Annotated in this window: 15 protein-coding genes; 7 read left to right on the top strand and 8 right to left on the bottom strand. The window is 62.5% G+C overall.

Annotation, left to right across the window (positions count from 1 at the left end):
• Positions 1-2: 2 nt before the first annotated feature.
• The 3 genes from B3B04_RS01900 to B3B04_RS01890 are packed head-to-tail and all read left to right on the top strand — an operon-like array spanning position 3 to position 3,680.
• Entirely contained in the window at positions 3-1,886 is a 1,884-nt protein-coding gene (locus B3B04_RS01900) for a M20/M25/M40 family metallo-hydrolase (RefSeq protein ID WP_292039294.1), read from the top strand.
• Positions 1,887-1,937: 51 nt separating this feature from the next.
• Positions 1,938-2,618: a methyltransferase domain-containing protein gene (locus tag B3B04_RS01895; RefSeq protein ID WP_292039291.1), complete on the top strand. Its 681-nt coding sequence runs from the start codon at positions 1,938-1,940 to the stop codon at positions 2,616-2,618.
• Positions 2,619-2,660: 42 nt separating this feature from the next.
• Complete coding sequence (locus tag B3B04_RS01890; RefSeq protein WP_292039289.1) at positions 2,661-3,680, top strand: NAD-dependent epimerase; 1,020 nt, start codon at positions 2,661-2,663, stop codon at positions 3,678-3,680.
• Positions 3,681-3,684: 4 nt separating this feature from the next.
• Here B3B04_RS01890 and B3B04_RS01885 read toward each other — a convergent pair whose 3' ends face one another.
• On the bottom strand, positions 3,685-5,253 hold the full coding sequence (locus B3B04_RS01885) for a bifunctional GNAT family N-acetyltransferase/carbon-nitrogen hydrolase family protein (protein ID WP_292039287.1): 1,569 nt from the start codon (positions 5,251-5,253) through the stop codon (positions 3,685-3,687).
• 218 nt (positions 5,254-5,471) lie between these two features.
• On the opposite strand from B3B04_RS01885, the gene recA reads away from it, so the two are divergent.
• From recA to alaS, 3 genes are all read left to right on the top strand, one after another.
• Complete coding sequence (recA, locus tag B3B04_RS01880) at positions 5,472-6,551, top strand: recombinase RecA (RefSeq protein WP_292039286.1); 1,080 nt, start codon at positions 5,472-5,474, stop codon at positions 6,549-6,551.
• A gap of 177 nt (positions 6,552-6,728) precedes the next feature.
• Positions 6,729-7,211, top strand: coding sequence for a ribonuclease E activity regulator RraA (gene rraA, locus B3B04_RS01875; protein WP_292039285.1), 483 nt, complete (start codon positions 6,729-6,731; stop codon positions 7,209-7,211).
• A 155-nt stretch (positions 7,212-7,366) separates the two neighbouring features.
• Positions 7,367-10,009 (top strand): alanine--tRNA ligase, encoded by a 2,643-nt coding sequence (alaS, locus tag B3B04_RS01870; RefSeq protein ID WP_292039284.1) that lies wholly within the window; start codon positions 7,367-7,369, stop codon positions 10,007-10,009.
• Between the two features lie 120 nt (positions 10,010-10,129).
• Here the strand turns inward: alaS and B3B04_RS01865 are convergent, their stop codons facing one another.
• Together B3B04_RS01865 and B3B04_RS01860 are read right to left on the bottom strand one after the other, a co-directional pair.
• Positions 10,130-10,636 (bottom strand): DUF2939 domain-containing protein, encoded by a 507-nt coding sequence (locus B3B04_RS01865; protein WP_292039282.1) that lies wholly within the window; start codon positions 10,634-10,636, stop codon positions 10,130-10,132.
• 193 nt (positions 10,637-10,829) lie between these two features.
• Positions 10,830-12,053: an NADP-dependent isocitrate dehydrogenase gene (locus B3B04_RS01860; RefSeq protein WP_292039280.1), complete on the bottom strand. Its 1,224-nt coding sequence runs from the start codon at positions 12,051-12,053 to the stop codon at positions 10,830-10,832.
• 159 nt (positions 12,054-12,212) lie between these two features.
• Between B3B04_RS01860 and B3B04_RS01855 the strand changes: the two genes are divergently transcribed.
• A complete protein-coding gene (locus tag B3B04_RS01855; RefSeq protein ID WP_292039277.1) occupies positions 12,213-13,325 on the top strand; it encodes a DUF1176 domain-containing protein in 1,113 nt (370 codons plus the stop codon).
• A gap of 75 nt (positions 13,326-13,400) precedes the next feature.
• On the opposite strand, the gene B3B04_RS01850 is transcribed toward B3B04_RS01855, so the two are convergent.
• The 5 genes from B3B04_RS01850 to B3B04_RS01830 form a co-directional block, all read right to left on the bottom strand.
• On the bottom strand, positions 13,401-15,188 hold the full coding sequence (locus B3B04_RS01850; protein WP_292039276.1) for a DUF885 domain-containing protein: 1,788 nt from the start codon (positions 15,186-15,188) through the stop codon (positions 13,401-13,403).
• A 237-nt stretch (positions 15,189-15,425) separates the two neighbouring features.
• Complete coding sequence (locus tag B3B04_RS01845) at positions 15,426-15,650, bottom strand: hypothetical protein (RefSeq protein ID WP_292039274.1); 225 nt, start codon at positions 15,648-15,650, stop codon at positions 15,426-15,428.
• A 42-nt stretch (positions 15,651-15,692) separates the two neighbouring features.
• A complete protein-coding gene (gene fghA / locus B3B04_RS01840) occupies positions 15,693-16,526 on the bottom strand; it encodes an S-formylglutathione hydrolase (RefSeq protein WP_292039272.1) in 834 nt (277 codons plus the stop codon).
• A gap of 11 nt (positions 16,527-16,537) precedes the next feature.
• Positions 16,538-17,098: a hypothetical protein gene (locus tag B3B04_RS01835; RefSeq protein WP_292039271.1), complete on the bottom strand. Its 561-nt coding sequence runs from the start codon at positions 17,096-17,098 to the stop codon at positions 16,538-16,540.
• A gap of 77 nt (positions 17,099-17,175) precedes the next feature.
• On the bottom strand, positions 17,176-17,559 hold the full coding sequence (locus B3B04_RS01830; protein WP_292039269.1) for a VOC family protein: 384 nt from the start codon (positions 17,557-17,559) through the stop codon (positions 17,176-17,178).
• Positions 17,560-17,586 lie beyond the last annotated feature (27 nt).

The following is a 17,586-nucleotide window of genomic DNA, read 5'->3' as shown; positions in this document are numbered from 1 at the left end:
GAATGCGGCTAGCGGCTCTTTTGGCGTCCTTGGTTCTGGCCTTTGCGCTGGCGATACTGACAACCCAGTCCCCGAGCCCCCGACCGCTGGATGCGCCCGCCACCGACTTTTCCGCCCATCGCGCCATGGTGGACATCCGCGAGATTGCCAAGGCCCCCCACCCGCTGGGCTCCGAGGAGCATGTGCGGGTGCGCAACTATCTGAAGCAGCGCCTGACCACGCTGGGCTTTCAGGTCAGCGAACAGTCCGGCCCGCTGACCCTTCGCGCCGTCCAGCGCCTGCAGCGCGCGGGCGGTACGCCCGAGGCCGCCGACTTCGAAGCCACCAACATCGTCGCCGTCCGCTCCGGCATGGACCCGAACCAACCCCCGCTGATGTTGATGGCGCACTATGACACCGTGGTCGGATCGCCGGGGGCGGCCGATGACAGCACAGGCGTGGCCGCCATTCTGGAGACTGTCCGCGCACTGGATGCCCGTGATGCTTTGCGCCGTGATCTGGTGGTGGTGTTCACCGATGCCGAGGAGATCGGTCTGGAAGGCGCGCGGGTCTTCTTCGAAGAGCATCCTCTGGCCAAAGAGGTCGGCTTCATCATCAACCTGGAAGCGCGTGGCGGCGGGGGCCGTGCCGCCATGTTCGAAACGGGACGTGGAGATGGTCCGACCATCCGCGCCTTTGCCCCTGTGGCGATGAAGGCCGATGGCGGGGTGATGGCCACCTCGCTGGCCGTCTTTATGTACGAGCAGATGCCGAACGGCACCGACTTCACCCATGCGCGCGAGCGTGACATGGCGGGCATGAATTTCGCCTTCATCGGCCGCGCCGCCCAGTACCACGCCCATGATTCCACGCCCGACAATCTCGACCTCGGCGCGCTTCAGCACATCGGCTCCCAGACATTGGAAATGGCCGACCGGCTGATGCATCTGCACGAGTTGCCGCAAGGCGGTACCAATCGTGTCTATGCCGATGTGTTTGGTCGCGTGATTGTCAGCCATCCGCTATGGGGCGGCTGGGTTATTCTGGGGATCAGCCTGCTGGCCATTGCGAGCACGGTGTGGATTGCCTCTCGCCGCGCAGGGCTTCGCCCGCTGCACATCTTTCAGGGCGTGTTGGACGGTGTGTGGTTCCTGACAGCGGGCTTTGTGCTGCTTCAGACCTTGGCGCTGTTGGCCGGACCGGCAGGTGACCGACTGTCTTCTTCCGAGGCCTATTACACCCAACTGCGCCGCCTGCCGTGGATGGAGGGAGGCGCGGCTATGGCTGTGGTCGCGCTGGCTCTTTTACTGATGTCGGGCGTGCGCCTGCGCCGTCGCCGCATCTTTGGCTACACGTTGGCCGCCATAGGCTGCGTGCTAGCCTTTACGCAAGAGCAGACGCTCATGTTCCTGATACCCGCGGCCATAGCGGCAGTACTGTCGCTGTGGCCCGGTGCCATGGCCCGCACGGTTTGGGGCAGCTGGTTGGGCCTGTTGGCATTGGTTTTCGTGGCAGGCTGTGCAGCCCAGACGGCTGTGCCCGAGGCGGCGCTGATCTTCACATGGCCGTTGCTTCTGGGCAGTCTGGTGGCGTTGGTCACGGCTCTGCTTTCGCCGCAGCTCACCGATCTGCGCGCCGTAGCCGCGCCCGCGCTGGGTACGGTTATCGGGGGCGCGTGGCTGATGGCCATGGGCCATTTCGTCTTCCTCGGCATTGGCATCACCCTGGCCGGAGTCTTGGCCCTGATCGGTCTGTTGGTGTTGCTGACCCTTCGTCCCTTGGTCACAGCCCACAGCGACCACGTCCTGACCGGCGCGGCGCTGGTTCTGCTGCTGGCAGCAGGCGGCACGATGGGAGCATCACGCCTGATCGAACCCGCCCCTGTGGTTCAGGAAAATTTACCCTGATACCGGTCCAAGCTTAACCGTCAGGTAGCGTCGCTATGTCATGCAGGCGGGATGAAACTGATCCACGCCCTTCAGGACAACAGCGACCCGAACTCTCTGGTGTCGCGCTTTCGCCGCGCGCGCAGCCGCCGCGTGGTCGAACTGATCGAGACCATTCATGCCGAAAAGGGTGCGGTCTCCATCATCGATCTGGGCGGCGAGGCCAGCTATTGGCACCTGTTCGACCTCGACCTGCTGAAGCGCTGTCGGGTTCACATCACCTTGGTGAACCCCGGCGGCGTGGATGATGTGTGGGATCAGACCCTGTTCACCGTGGTGGACGGCGATGCGACCGACCTGCCCTACTATGGCGACAACAGCTTTGATCTGGTCCATTCCAACTCGGTGATCGAGCATGTCGGCGACTGGGTCCGGATGGAGGCCTTTGCCAAGGAATGTCGCCGTCTGGCTCCGCGCTATTATGTCCAGACCCCCTATTTCTGGTTTCCCGTCGAGCCGCATTTTTCCAGCCTGTTCTTCCACTGGAAGAGCGAGCAGAGCCGCGCTCGCGCCCTCATGCGTCGCAGCCATGGCTTTTCGCAAAAGGCCGCCGATGTCGGAGCCGCCATGCGCGATGTCCAGCACGCCCGCCTGCTGGACAAGACCCAGTTCCGCTTCCTCTACCCCGATGCAGTCCACCATGACGAAAAGGTCGGGCCGCTGACCAAATCCCTGATCGCCGTTAGATCATAGAAGCGCTGGCATCGGGCGGCGCGGCGGATTATCGCTAAGGCCATGTCCGATCCCGTCCTCGTCACAGGCTCTGCCGGCTTCATCGGCTTTCATACCGCCCAGCGGCTGCTGGCGCGCGGAGAGCGGGTGGTCGGGATCGACAATCTGAACGCCTATTATGATCCCGCGCTGAAACAGGCGCGACTGGCGCAGCTGACAGCCCATCCGAACTATCAGCACTACACGCTGGATCTGGCTGACAAGGCCGCCGTGCTGGCCGTGTTCGAGACCGAACGCCCGTGCCGCATCGTCCATCTGGGCGCACAGGCAGGCGTGCGTTACAGCTTGGAGGCACCCGACACCTATGTGGGCTCGAACGTCACCGGCTTTTTGTCGATCATCGAGGGCGCGCGGGCCGTCGGCTGCCAGCATCTGGTGTATGCCTCGACCAGCTCGGCCTATGGGGCCAATGGCAAGCTGCCCTTCGCGCCATCAGACGGGGCCAGCCATCCGCTGACGCTGTATGCCGCGACCAAGCTGGCCAATGAGGCCATGGCCCACGCCTATGCCCATCTGTTCGGCATACCGATGACGGGCCTGCGCTTCTTCACAGTCTATGGCCCGTGGGGCAGGCCGGATATGGCGCTGTTCAAATTCACCCGCGCCATTCTCAGAGACGAACCCATCGAGGTGTATGGCGAGGGTCATATGAGTCGCGATTTCACCTATGTGGACGACATCGTCACGGGGGTGGTGGCGGCATTGGACCAGCCTGCCACGGTCGATCCCGCGTGGAAGCCCGCCGCGCCCGATCCCTCGACCAGCGGCGTTGCCCCATGGCGCATCCTGAACCTCGGCGCGGGCCAGCCGGTGCCCCTGATGCGCTACATCGAAGTGCTGGAGCATAAACTGGGTCGCAAGGCGCGATTGAACCTGATGCCGATGCAGGATGGCGATGTGGTGGACACCGCCGCAGATGTATCGGCGACCCTGTCCGCCCTCGGCTACGCCCCCTCTACACCGGTAGAGGAAGGCGTTGGCCGGTTCGTGGACTGGTACTGCAACTTCTACGGAGAGAACTGACGGCTCAGCCGCCGTCCGTCCACACGGTCTTGTATAGATCGAAGCGGCGATCACGCAGGTTCTTGACCGTGCCTTGTGCCCGCGCCCAGGCCAGATCGGACAGATCAAGGTCGGCCACCGTCACCGTCTCCACATTCTCGGTCGCCTCGGCGGCAATGCCATCACGCGCGAACGGGAAATCGCACGGCGTCAGAATGCAGGACTGGGCGTACTGGATGTCCATATTTTCGACGTTCGGCAGATTGCCGACATTGCCGGACAGAACAACATAGCACTGGTTCTCGATCGCCCGGGCCTGACCGCAGTATCTCACCCGTAGATAGCCCTGACGGTTGTCGGTGCAGAACGGCACGAAAAGGATACGCGCCCCTTCGTCCACCATGCGTCGGGCGATCTCGGGGAACTCTGAATCATAGCAGATCATCACCCCGATCGGACCACAGTCGGTCGGGATGGCATGCACGCGATCCCCGCCCTTGATGTTCCACCAGTGGCGCTCGTTGGGCGTGGGATGCAGTTTCTCCTGCTCGTGGACCGAGCCATCACGCAGGAACACATAGGCCACATTCTGGATGTCACCATCGTCCGTGCGCGTCGGGTGTGACCCCCCGATGATGTTGACGTTATAGCTGACCGCCAGCTTGCGCATGGCCTCCACAAAGCGTGGCGTATAGCGGGTCAGGTGCTCGATGGATTCCACCGGCGTCAGCTTCTTGGGCTCCAAGGACAAGAGCTGAAGCGTGAAAAGCTCGGGGAACACGACGAAGTCCGCCCGATAATCCGAGACCACATCGACGAAATACTCGATGTTGGACATGTATTCATCGAAGCTCTCGACCTTGCGCATCTGCAACTGGACCGTGGCCACGCGCACCGCCTCCTTGGTGGTAAAGGCTGCGCCCTTGCCGGTGTCCTCGATAAAATACGGGTTGCGCCACACCATGTGCGACGCATGGCCCAGCGACTGCTTATCGGTCGGCAGATAGCCGCGCAGCACTCCGATCGGCTCAAAACCCGAACGGATGTGGAAGGCGACAACAGGATCATTCATCTTTCGCGCCGTAACCGCGTCCAGATAGTCCTTCGGATCGGGATAGGCCGACTTGCGGCGTGACAGACCCGGCAGACGCCCCCCGAAGATGATGCCTTTCAGATTTTGCACCTCGCAGAGTTCGCGACGGGCATCATAAAGCCGTTGGCCAATTCGCAGGCGGCGGCGGGCGGGGTCCACACAGACCTCCATCCCGTATAGCCATTCCCCATTGGGATCATGCCGCGAGGCGTAGCCACCGCCGGTGATATCTTCCCAGGTGTGCGCGCGCATGGCCGAGGCTTCGTCGATGCGAAAACTGGCCGCATAGCCGACGATCTCGCCCATATATTCCACAACCAGCTGGCCGTCGGGATAGATGGCGATCTGCCCCCTCAGCATACCGGCCGTATAGGGAATATCGTCCTTATAGACCCGACCCACCAGCGCACTGATGGCTCCCACATCGGCCATGCGGGCATTTCGGATTGTTAGAATGGCAGGTTTAGCGGGATCGGAAGCAGGCAGATTGTCAGTGCTCATGGCTGACCTAACGCCTGTCGGGGCTAAAGGTGGCATCATAACCTACGTTAAAATCGGACGTATGTTTTCACTTTGTTCTCATTTTCGCATGAGAACATCTTGTGAACCAGAACAAACCATGTACCTATACAGCCATCGAGGGAGCGGGTCCTGGCGGGTCTCTCCCAAGGTCCTACGGGAATCTGGCCATGAATCATGGCATGGGAGAGATCAAACCAATGACACAGGCGGCATTGAAATTAGTGGCTAAGGCAGACTCCGATAAACAACGCGCCCTCGAGGCAGCTATCGCTCAGATCGACCGCGCCTTTGGTAAGGGCTCGGTGATGAAGCTCGGCAAGGCCGGTCAGGTCGCCGAGATTGAATCTGTTTCGACCGGCTCGCTAGGCCTCGATATGGCATTGGGCATCGGCGGTCTGCCGGTCGGCCGTGTGATCGAAGTCTTCGGTCCGGAATCCTCGGGCAAAACCACGCTGGCGCTGCACACCGTTGCTGAAATCCAGAAAAAGGGCGGTGTGGCCGCTTTCGTGGACGCCGAGCACGCGCTTGATCCGGTCTATGCCCAGAAGCTGGGCGTGAACCTAGACGACCTGCTGGTCTCGCAACCGGACGCCGGTGAACAGGCTCTGGAAATCGTCGACACGCTGGTGCGTTCGGGGGCCGTGGATATCGTGGTGGTCGACTCCGTCGCCGCCCTGACCCCGCGCGCTGAAATCGAAGGTGAAATGGGCGACAGCCTGCCGGGCCTGCAAGCCCGTCTGATGTCGCAGGCTCTGCGCAAGCTGACCGCTTCGATCAACAAGTCGAAATGCATCGTGCTGTTCATCAACCAGATCCGTCACAAGATCGGCGTGATGTACGGTTCGCCGGAAACCACCACGGGCGGTAACGCCCTGAAATTCTACGCCTCGGTTCGTCTCGACATCCGCCGCACCGGCGCGATCAAGAACCGCGACGAGGTGGTCGGCAACACCACCCGCGTGAAGGTGGTGAAGAACAAGGTCGCCCCGCCATTCCGCGAAGTCATCTTTGACATCATGTATGGCGAGGGCATTTCCAAGATCGGCGAGATCATCGATCTGGGCGTCAAGGCGGGCATCGTCGAGAAGTCCGGCTCGTGGTTCTCCTATGACTCGACCCGCATCGGTCAGGGCCGCGAGAACGCCAAGGAATTCCTCAAGAACAACCCCGACATGGCTGCTGCCATCGAGAAGGCTGTTCGCGCATCGACCAACAAGATTGCCGACGACATGCTAGGCGCGCCCGAACCGGACGAAGGCCAGGACCTCGAAGGCTAACATCTCTCCGCCCTCCCCCGGCGACCCGCCTACCGACCCCGTCGGGTGGCGGGGTGGAGAAGGCCCACCCGCTTCGACCGGGTGGGCCTCTTTTTTTGTCCAGCCTGCTCGGTGGCCCTTTCCCTGCGCCGTCTAAAGCGGCAGGGTTGAGCCATCCTTCCTGAACGAGAGCCTGCGATGACCGCCTTCGCCACCGCCGATCTGTGTGACGCCCACCCCGACAAGGTGAAGGTCTGTCAGACCGCCTTCCGCAGCTTTGGCAAGATCAGCGCTTTCTGCGGCCCGATCCACACCCTGAGCGTACTGGACGACAATGCCCTCGTGCGTGCCACGCTCGAGCGTCCGGGCAAGGGCGCGGTGCTTGTGGTCAATGGTGGCGGCTCGCTGAAGCGGGCACTGGTGGGAGATAATCTAGCCAAGCTGGCCATCGACAACGGCTGGGCAGGTATCATCGTCAATGCCGCCATCCGCGACAGCGCCGTGATCGACACCATGGATGTCGGCGTCAAAGCGCTGGGCACCACCCCCCTGCGGTCCGACCGGGACGGTATTGGCGAGCAGGACATTCCCACCAGCTTTGGCGGCGTGATCTTCCGCCCCGAGGACTGGGTCTATGCCGATGCAGACGGGGTGATCGTGTCCGGCGAACGGCTGGTCTGACCCCGCACGCGCGCAAAGTCCGGCGCCATCGGGCTTTTTGCACCGCGCAGGGGTGATGCACTCGCCTCAAAAAACCTATATGACGCCCTGAAGTTTTTGCAGCGCGGTCGCCGGATCGCCCTGCCCACCCGATATCACCAAAGTCCGATCACACCATGACCAGCCTGAAGCAGATACGCTCTACCTTCCTCGACTATTTCGGCAACGACGGCCACGAGAAGGTTCACTCCGCGCCGCTGGTCCCGCAGAACGACCCGACCCTGCTGTTCGTCAACGCGGGCATGGTGCCGTTCAAAGACTATTTCACGGGCGCGGCTGTTCCGCCGTATCCGCGCGCAACCTCGTCGCAGAAATGCGTGCGCGCCGGTGGCAAGCACAACGATCTGGACAACGTCGGCTATACCGCGCGTCACCACACCTTCTTTGAAATGCTGGGCAATTTCTCGTTCGGCGACTATTTCAAGGACCACGCCATCGAGAGCGCATGGGGTCTGCTGACCAAGGAATTCGGTCTGGACCCGCAAAAGCTGCTGGTGACGGTTTATCACACCGACGACGAAGCCTTTAACATCTGGAAAAAGGTCACGGGCTTCTCGGACGACAAGATCATCCGCATCCCGACCGCAGACAATTTCTGGGCCATGGGCGACAACGGCCCGTGCGGTCCGTGCACCGAGATCTTCTATGATCACGGCGACCACATCTGGGGTGGCCCTCCGGGCTCGCCCGAAGAGGACGGCGACCGCTTCGTCGAAATCTGGAACAACGTCTTCATGCAGTTCGAAAAAGAGAACGACGAAATCGTTCGCGAACTGCCGAAGAAGTCGGTCGATACCGGCATGGGTCTGGAGCGTATCGCTGCTGTTCTGCAGGGCGTTCACTCCAACTATGAGGTCGATCTGTTCAAGAACCTGATCGCTGCTTCGGAAGACGCCACCAGCACCAAGGCCGAGGGCGAGTTCGCCGCCAGCCACCGCGTCATCGCCGACCACCTGCGCTCGACCTCCTTCCTGATCGCCGACGGTGTCACCCCGTCGAACGAAGGCCGTGGCTATGTGCTGCGCCGCATCATGCGCCGCGCCATGCGCCACGCTCACCTGCTGGGTGCGCAAGATCCGCTGATGCACCGTCTGGTTCCGGCCCTGATCACCGAGATGGGCGAAGCCTATCCGGAACTGGGCCGCGCACAGGCCTTCATCGAAGACACCCTGAAGCAGGAAGAAATCCGTTTCCGCACCACTCTGGGTCGCGGCATGGGCCTGCTGGACGAAGCCACCAAGGACCTGTCCGAGGGCGGCATCATCTCGGGCAAGACCGCCTTTACCCTTTACGACACCTACGGCTTCCCGCTCGACCTGACGCAGGACGAAGCGCGCCGCCGCGGTCTGTCGGTCGACAACGACGGCTTCGAGGCCGAAATGGCCGAGCAGCGCCAGCGCGGCAAGGCCAACTGGAAGGGCTCGGGCCAGACCGCAAACGCGGGCGAATGGCTGGCCATCCGTGACCAACTGGGTGCCACCACCTTCACCGGTTATGATAACACCGACGGCCAAGGTGCCGTTGTTGCCATCGTCTCGGAAGGTGCACGTGTTGAAGCCGCTTCGGCTGGCGAGACCGTCGAAGTCCTGTTCGACCAGACCCCCTTCTATGGCGAAGGCGGCGGTCAGAACGGCGACAAGGGCACGGTGAAATGGGCTGGCGGCGAAGGCCGCGTGCTGGACGTGCAAAAACACGCTGGCGGCGACCTGTATGCGCACCAGATCGAGATCACCTCGGGCGAGCTGAAGCTCGGCACCCAAGCCGAACTGCACGTCAACGCCGACGAGCGCCTGACCACCCGTTCGAACCACTCGGGCGCGCACCTGCTGCACACCGCGCTCAAGAATGTTCTGGGTGCCCACATCGCCCAGAAGGGCCAGATGGTCGACCACGAGCGTCTGCGTTTCGACTTCAGCCACAATGCGCCGGTGACCGAAGAGGAAATCGCCCGCATCGAGGACGAAGTGAACGCGGTCATCCGCCAGAACGTCCCGGCCAAGACCGAGCTGATGGCGCCGGAAGCGGCTATCGAAGCCGGTGCTATCGCCCTGTTCGGCGAGAAGTACGGTGAGGAAGTGCGTGTGCTGTCGCTCGGCAACTCGCTGACTGACGCTGGCAAGGCCTATTCGGTCGAACTGTGCGGCGGCACCCACGTCGCCCGCACCGGTGACATCGCCCTGTTCAAGATCGTCTCCGAAGGCGGCGTGGCCGCTGGCGTGCGCCGTATCGAGGCCCTGACTGGCGAAGCCGCCCGTCAGTACCTGCTGGAACAGGCCAACATCACCCGCAATCTGGCCCAGACCTTCAAGGTCCAGCCTGCCGATGTGACCACCCGCGTCGAAGCGCTGGCCGCTGAACGCAAGGCGCTCGAAAAGCAGGTTGCCGATCTCAAGAAGCAACTGGCGCTCGGCGGCGGCGGTGCCTCCGCTGCCCCTGAAGAGATCAACGGCGTGAAGGTCATCGCTCGCGTTCTGGACGGCGTGGACGGCAAGGGCCTGCGCGGCGTCGCCGAAGACTTCAAGAAGCAGCTCGGCTCGGGCATCGTCGCTCTGGTCGGCGTGACCGATGGCAAGGCCGCCATCACCGTCACCATCACCCCCGATCTGGTTGGCAAATACAACTCTGCTGACTTCGCCCGCGACGCCGTGATCGCCATGGGCGGCAAGGGCGCAGGCGGCAAGCCGGACTTCGCCCAAGGCGGCGCGCCGGATGCCTCCAAGGCCGAAGAAGGCCTCGCAGCCATCAAGGCCAAGATCTAAGGATCGGCTCTAAGTCAAACAGAAAAGCCCGCCTCATCCGAGGCGGGCTTTTTTGATGAGCTTTAGGCGGCGGGTGCGGCCTCGGGGCGGGGCGGCAGGCCGATGTGGACCAGCTTCCACTCATAGGGGCCACGGCGCTCCATGGTGAAAACCGTGCGCCCTCCCTCGCGCGACGGCACCGCCAAACGGGCGCGGTTCAAGCTCCAGAACACAGGGCGTGCAAAGGGAGCGCTTTGCTTGTCTGGCCTCAGGCTGGCCTTGGCCTCTTTGGCCGCTCGCCCCTCCCCCCCGCATTAGCGCATCGATGGCTTCCGGACGCAGGTAGTCGTCGGGTACAGGCCCACGCGGCCCACGTTGCACGACCGGCATTTCGAACTGGCGTTTCAAAGCTTCCAAAGGATCGCGCAAAATTGAGGGCGGCGGCGTTTGCGCCTGCATCCGCTGGGTCAGCTGCGGACGCAAAGCGATGCGGACGGCGTCGAAATCGACCAACTTTTGCAGGCCCGCAATATCGTGCGCCTGTGCCGCCGAGCGAATGCCCATGAAGGCCACAGCGGGAGCCGCAAAGAAGCTTATGACAGCCAGACCCACAGCCGCCAGCAGCAGATATCCAAACAGACGCTTCATGCGATGAGAACGCGAGAGTCGCGCGAAGTGTCCCGACCGCAAACAAAAAGCCCTCGGGGCCTCGCTCCTTGAGCGTGAGCCTAGCTACTGCTTTTTGCCCTCAAGCAGCGAGCCACCGCGTGGCGAGCGTTAGGGCAAAAAGAAGCCCCGCCAGACGATGTCTGGCGGGGCTCTTTCTTAGTCAAAAAGACTTTTACTCGCCGATGCCCGGCAGAGCGGCCTTCAGGTTTTCCGAGACCTTGTCCAGGAAGCCTTCGGTCGTCAGCCAGCCTTGTTGATCGCCGACCAGCAGGGCCAGATCCTTGGTCATGAAGCCCGACTCGACGGTCTCGACGACGACGCGCTCGAGGGTCTCGGCGAACTGGGCCAGCTCGGCATTGTTGTCCAGCTTGGCGCGGTGCTTGAAGCCACGGGTCCAGGCGAAGATCGAAGCGATCGAGTTGGTCGAGGTCGCTTCACCCTTCTGGTGCTGGCGGTAGTGACGGGTCACGGTACCGTGGGCGGCTTCGGTTTCCATGACCTTGCCATCCGGGGTCATCAGCACCGAGGTCATCAGGCCCAGCGAGCCGAAGCCCTGAGCCACGACGTCCGACTGCACGTCACCGTCATAGTTCTTACAAGCCCAGACGAAACCACCCGACCACTTCATGGCCGCGGCCACCATGTCGTCGATCAGACGGTGCTCGTAGTGCAGGCCACGCGCCTTGAACTCTTCAGCGTAGTGGGCGTCGTAGACTTCTTGGAAGATGTCCTTGAAGCGGCCGTCGTAGGCTTTGAGGATGGTGTTCTTGGTCGACAGGTAGACCGGATAGTTGCGCTGCAGGCCATAGGCGAACGAAGCGTGGGCGAACTCGCGGATCGACTCGTCGAGGTTGTACATCCCCAGGGCGACGCCAGCGCCCGGCGACTTGTACACTTCGTGCTCGATCACTTCGCCGTCTTCGCCGACGAATTTGATCGACAGGGTGCCCTTGCCCGGCATCAGGAAGTCGGTGGCCTTGTACTGGTCACCAAAGGCGTGACGACCCACCACGATCGGCTGGGTCCAGCCCGGAACCAGACGCGGCACGTTCGAGCAGATGATCGGCTCGCGGAAGACAACGCCGCCGAGGATGTTGCGGATGGTGCCGTTCGGCGACTTCCACATCTTCTTCAGGCCGAATTCCTTCACGCGGGCTTCGTCCGGCGTGATGGTGGCGCACTTGACGCCGACGCCGTGCTTCTGGATGGCGTGTGCGGCGTCGATGGTGATCTGGTCGTCCGTGGCGTCACGGCTTTCCATGCCCAGATCGTAGTACTCGAGTTCCAGATCCAGATACGGGAAGACGAGCTTGTCCTTGATCATCTGCCAGATGATGCGGGTCATTTCGTCGCCGTCGATGTCCACGATGGGGTTGGCGACCTTGATCTTGGCCATGCTTCGCCTCTTTGTTCTCTGAAAAGGTTTACCTTGGGGGCGATATAGCCCTCCGATGCGGCAACGCAAAGCAATAGCCCATAAGAAATTTCACGTTCTTCGAGCTTGCACCCGCTTCAGGCGATCCGTTTAGTGGGCGGGCAACACAAGGACCTCGCCATGATCCCCCTGCGTCATCTGGTTTCCGCAGCCGCGACGGCGGCGCTTTTGATGGCCTGTAACAATGGCAATGCGTCGGCGCCCGCAAAGGGCGAGGCCCCGGCCGTAACCCAGACATCCGCCCGGACCTCGCCGGTTGCAGCCGAGGCTTCGACAGGATTTGCCAGCGAAACCAAAACCTTCCGGGACTGGACTGCCATTTGTGACAATGGAAATGACTGCGCGGCCTATGGTCCAGCGGAGGACAATGACGGGTTCGTGATGATCAAAATGCCCGCTGGCCCCGACGCCCGTCCTCAAGTGTTAGCCGATAGCTGGGCATTGGACGCCGGCACCGAACTTATCCGGCTCGACATTGATGGCCGCAATTATTCGGGAAAGACCGAAAATCGAGGCGAGTTCAATATTCTGACGATCGATCGCCCATCCGACCAATTGATGAGCGCTCTGGCCCATGGTCGGGCCATGACGCTGTCGGCCAAGGGGGAGACGGTACCGGTTTCATTAACGGGGGCTGCCGCGGCCTTTCTCTGGATCGACGAACGCCAAGGCCGTCTTGGCACACCAACGGCCCTGATCCGGAAGGGTACACGTTCGGCCCGCAGCGTGCCTGCGGCACCGGCCCTTCCGCGGGTGACAGTCGCCGCACCTGCGACACAGCGTGACTTGCCAAAGGCGCTCTCGCCGCACGTCACCTCCCTGCCTCGAGCCCGTGAATGCGCCGCCCTCTACGAAAATACGGACAATGGACGCAACGACTGGACCGTTCATCGTCTGGGCGCAGATGTGCTGTTGTGGGAGCTGCCTTGCGGCTCAGGCGCCTATAATTTCTCGCAGGCCTACGTGATCTCGGCCAATGACGGCTCCAACCCGCAAGCCGTGGACTTCCCTACACCGCGCGGTCCGATCGACAGTCTGGTCAACAGCGATTTTGACAGCGCCACGAATACCCTCAGTGCTTTTGGCAAAGGGCGCGGCCTGGGTGACTGCGGCAGTATGGGGTCGTGGGCATGGACCGGTCGCGAGTTTAGACTTCTGTCCGAGGATAATATGAGCGACTGCCTTGGCCTTCATTGGGATCTTTGGCCCTCGACGTGGCGCACCGCCCGCTAGCCCCGCCTACAGGCATCGATAAAAAAAGGGCCGGAGGATCACCCCTCCGGCCCTTTCGGTTAGCGGGTGCTCGGCTTAGCCGCGCATACGCTTTTCAAGCACGGCCAGCGGCATGGAGCCGCTCAGCAGGACCTTGTCGTGGAACGCGCGGATGTCGAAGCCCGGCTTGGCCTCGGCCTCTTCGCGCAGACGGGCAATCACCGTGTGGCCGACCTTGTAGGCACAGGCCTGACCCGGCCAGACGGTGTAGCGGTTGATCTCGCTGTTGGCAGCATCGCGCGGCTTGGCCCCCGAGGCGACCATATACTCCACGGCGTCCTCACGGCTCCAACGCTTGGCGTGCATGCCGGTGTCGACCACCAGACGCACAGCACGGAACAGGTAGGACATCAGGAAGCCTGCGCGGCCCAGCGGATAGTTGGCAAAGGCGTCCATGTCGTTCGCGGCGACCTGTTCGGCATACAGCGCCCAGCCTTCGTTGAAGGCCGAGAAACCACCGGCACGACGCCATTGCGGCAGCTCGCCGGCCTCGCGTTGCAGGGCGACCTGCAGGTGGTGACCGGGCGAAGCTTCGTGATAGGTCAGGGTCGGCAGCGAGAAGCGCGGCCAGTTCCCGCTGTCACGCAGGTTGATGTAGTAGACGCCCGGACGCGAACCATCCAGCGGCGGGCCCTGATAATAGCCACCGGGCGCACCCGACTGGATCGATACCGGCACGCGGCGCACTTCCACGTGGGTGCGCGGCAGGCGGCCGAAGTATTTCGGCAGGTGCGGGTCCAGCTCCTTGATCTGCTCGTTCAGCCACTTCAGCAGCTCTTCCTTGCCCTCGTCGGTATTCGGGAACAGCTGGGCCGGATCATTGTTCAGGGCATCGACGCGCTCGCCGACGGTACCTTGGGTATAGCCCTGCGATTTCAGGATCACGTCCAGTTCGGCGCTGATCTCGGCGACCTGTTCGCGGCCCATCTGGTGGATTTCGTCCGCCGACATCGTGGTGGTAGTGTTGGAGCGCAGGCCATTGGCATAAAGGGCCTCGCCGTCCGGCAGACGCCATGCACCGGCATCATGCACGGCCTGGGTGCGCAGCTCTTCCAGAGTGGCGATCTGGCGGGCCAGAGCAGGCTTCACCTTGCCGTCGAGAATAGCCTTTGCGCGGTCGTCATAACCCGACAGGCCCAGCGCCGCCTGCTTGCGGGCCACGGTCTTGACCATCGACCAGTCCGAAGCCGGCATATCGCGCAGGTTGCGGATTTGCGGCAGGGCGCGGTCGAGGACGAAGTCCGGCGCGATCACGCCTATGGCCGCATCGGCCTTGGTGATTTCGGTCTCGCCGTCGATGCGGTCGGCGAAGGCTTCGAGACGGGCGAGGAAGCCGTCGGCACCGTCCTTGTCTTCAAAGCGGTGCTGGTTTTCAAGGAAGTCCGGCGTCGAATAATAGCCGCCCGTCAGCTGGGTCACCACATAAGGCGAACGACCACCGCCGTAAGGCAGTTGAGCGGCCAGTGCCGAGGTCTCGCGGCCAAAGGCGGCGATGTCATAGTTCAGCTGGCCAGCGTCCGACAGGCCCGACTGATCGAAGCTGCGGATCTCGTTCCAGCGCGCGATAGCCTTGGCACGATCTTTGGCGCGCTCTTCCAAACCGCCCTTGCTCAACTGATGGGACAGATGCGCCCATTCGCCCTTGTCCAAACCAAGACCCGTGGCCCGCTCGGGGCTTTCCAGAAGGTCTGCGTTGAACCAGCCATCCAGCAGGCTGTTCAGCCGTGCATCGGCATCATTCAGCGCGGCAGCGGCCTGCGACAAGGTGGGAGCCGCGGCGGCGACAGCAGCAGCCCCCATCAAAAGGCGACGACGATCGATCATAAAACTTCCCCTCAAATACATCGGGCTCGCCGCGCCTCCCAGCGCGCACGCCCCGTCTTCATAACGCGGTTCCGGAATAAATCCGTCGCCGCGCCTTGGCTATGCATGCCTCGGTCAGCCTGCCTGCCAAGGCCAAACCTCCCAACGGTCACGGTTAGGCGACACTAAGAACTACGGCCCCGCACGCAAGACGTACGGGGCCGTTTCGGGGATTAAGTTTGCGTCACGTGTCCGTGTTTAAGCGGGCAGGTGTTGCTTGATGCAATCGCGGATGCCGCGCTTCAGATCGCCCGATGCGGCGGGCTCATAGTGGCCCTCGGCCTGAAGGACGGCGCGGACGGCGGCGTCCAGCCCCTTGGGCAGCGCCTCGACCACCTTCACCTGCCCCTTTTCGTGCAGGCAATAGCCCAGCTCGGTGCAGAGGGCGGAAAACATAGGCTCATATGCGGTCAGATCGGTCATGGCCTTCCTCTAGCAGTCCCGCCCCTGTTTCGACAGCCCGACTTAGGCCTTCAGACGCGCCGCATGGAAGGCGACGTGATCGGCGATGAAGCTGGCCATGAAGAAGTAGGAGTGGTCATAGCCCGGCTGCATACGCACGGTGATCTTCTGGCTGGCCTTGTCGGCGGCGGCTTGCAGCAGTTCCGGCTTCAGCTGGTTTTCAAGGAAGGTATCGGCGTCGCCCTGATCGACCAGAATGTCGTCATAGTGGTCCTTGGCCGCACCGCTTTCGATCAGCAGGGCCGCGTCATGCTTGGCCCATTGGCTGCGGTCATCGCCCAGATAGGCGCTGAAGGCCTTTTCTCCCCACGGGCAGCGGGTGGGCGAGGAGATCGGCGCAAAGGCCGAGACCGATTTGAACAGGTGCGGATATTTCAGCGCCAGCGTCAGCGCGCCGTGGCCGCCCATTGAGTGGCCCGAAATGCCGCGCACACCACTGGCGGGGAAGGCCTTCTCGACCGTCTCGATCAGTTCGCCGGTGACATAGGACTCCATCTGGAAATGGGGTGCCCATGGCGCTTGGGTGGCATCGACATAGAAGCCTGCACCTTGGCCCAGATCATAGGCTTCGTCATCGGCAACGCCGTCTCCGCGGGGAGACGTATCGGGCGCGACGATGATCACCCCATGCTCGGCGGCAGCTTGGTAAGCGCCCGCCTTGGTGGTGAAATTATCCTCGGTGCAGGTCAGGCCCGACAGCCAGTAAAGCACCGGAAACGGCCCCTCGCCCGCGGGCACAAACACCGACAGGGTCATAGGCGTGCCCGTGGTGGCGCTGTCATGCTTCAGATAGCTGAGCTTGCCGCCGTGGACAGTGTGGGTTTTGACGGTTTCCATAATCACTCCGCTCAGTCAGACCAGACGCGGGCCATGAACGCATCGTCCAATAGGCCCTTGTCGCCAAAATATTGATACCAGTCTTGGGGGATCGGCGGGCGGTCGCCCACCAGCGGCTCACCCCCGCCATAGGCCTGGAATCGCACACCCACCAACACAGGGCCACCCTCAACCGTCGGTGCAGCAATGGCATCGACAGCGGTGGTGATGGCTTCCACGCTGGGGGCCGATAGCTCCGGCTTGCTGCTGACGACCCACGATTTGGCACGCTGGCCCGGCTTGATCATTACCAGCAGCATATTGGACGAGCCGGCTTCGCGCGGGGCCGCTTCCAGCACGCCGGCAGCGGAGGCGGTCACCTGATCCATATACGGTGTCAGCGCCTTTTCATCGATGCGCTGCTTGACGATATGGTCCGGCATATAGAGCCAGACGTCTTCCTTTTCCCACGCAGGGGCCGCAGCCTGCTCCTCCGCCGAAGGGGCTTTCAGCTGGGGCGGCGTGCGGTCACAGGCCGCCGCCACCATCGAAAGAGCCGCGATACCGGCAAGACGTGCGAACTTCGATTTCATATCGGATCCGGAAGTCACCAAGGGGGATGGGGCGGTCTTACCACGCCCGCCCCAACCGCCCTAGCGGACGGGGCGTCCTATTCGGGGCGATACATGGCGCAAATCTTGTTGCCCGCCGGATCGCGCAGATAGGCCAGATACAGATCGCCGAACGGCGAACGGCGCAGGCCCGGTGCGTCCTCGATAGAGGTGCCGCCGTTCTCGACGCCGGCCTTGTGGAAGGCCAGAACCGCTGCCTCGTTTTCTGCCGTGAAGCCGATGGTGCTGCCGTTGGCGCAGGTCGCGGGCTCGCCATTGATCGGGACCGAAATGCCAAAAGTGCCCGAGCGGGTCATGTACATGACGCGGCCCATACCGGGCACTTTGCGCCCCTCGCGATGCCCCAGAGCGCCCAAGGCCGCGTCATAAAACGCCTTTGACGCATCCAAATCAGCCGCCCCCAGAATGACGTGCGAAATCATAAAAAACTCCCCTCGACCGGATTGATC

Source organism: Brevundimonas sp. UBA5713 (assembly GCF_002419815.1).
Taxonomy (GTDB): Bacteria; Pseudomonadota; Alphaproteobacteria; order Caulobacterales; family Caulobacteraceae; genus Brevundimonas.
The sequence above is the reverse complement of the archived record's forward strand: the minus strand, read 5'-3'. Positions and strand labels throughout refer to the sequence as shown.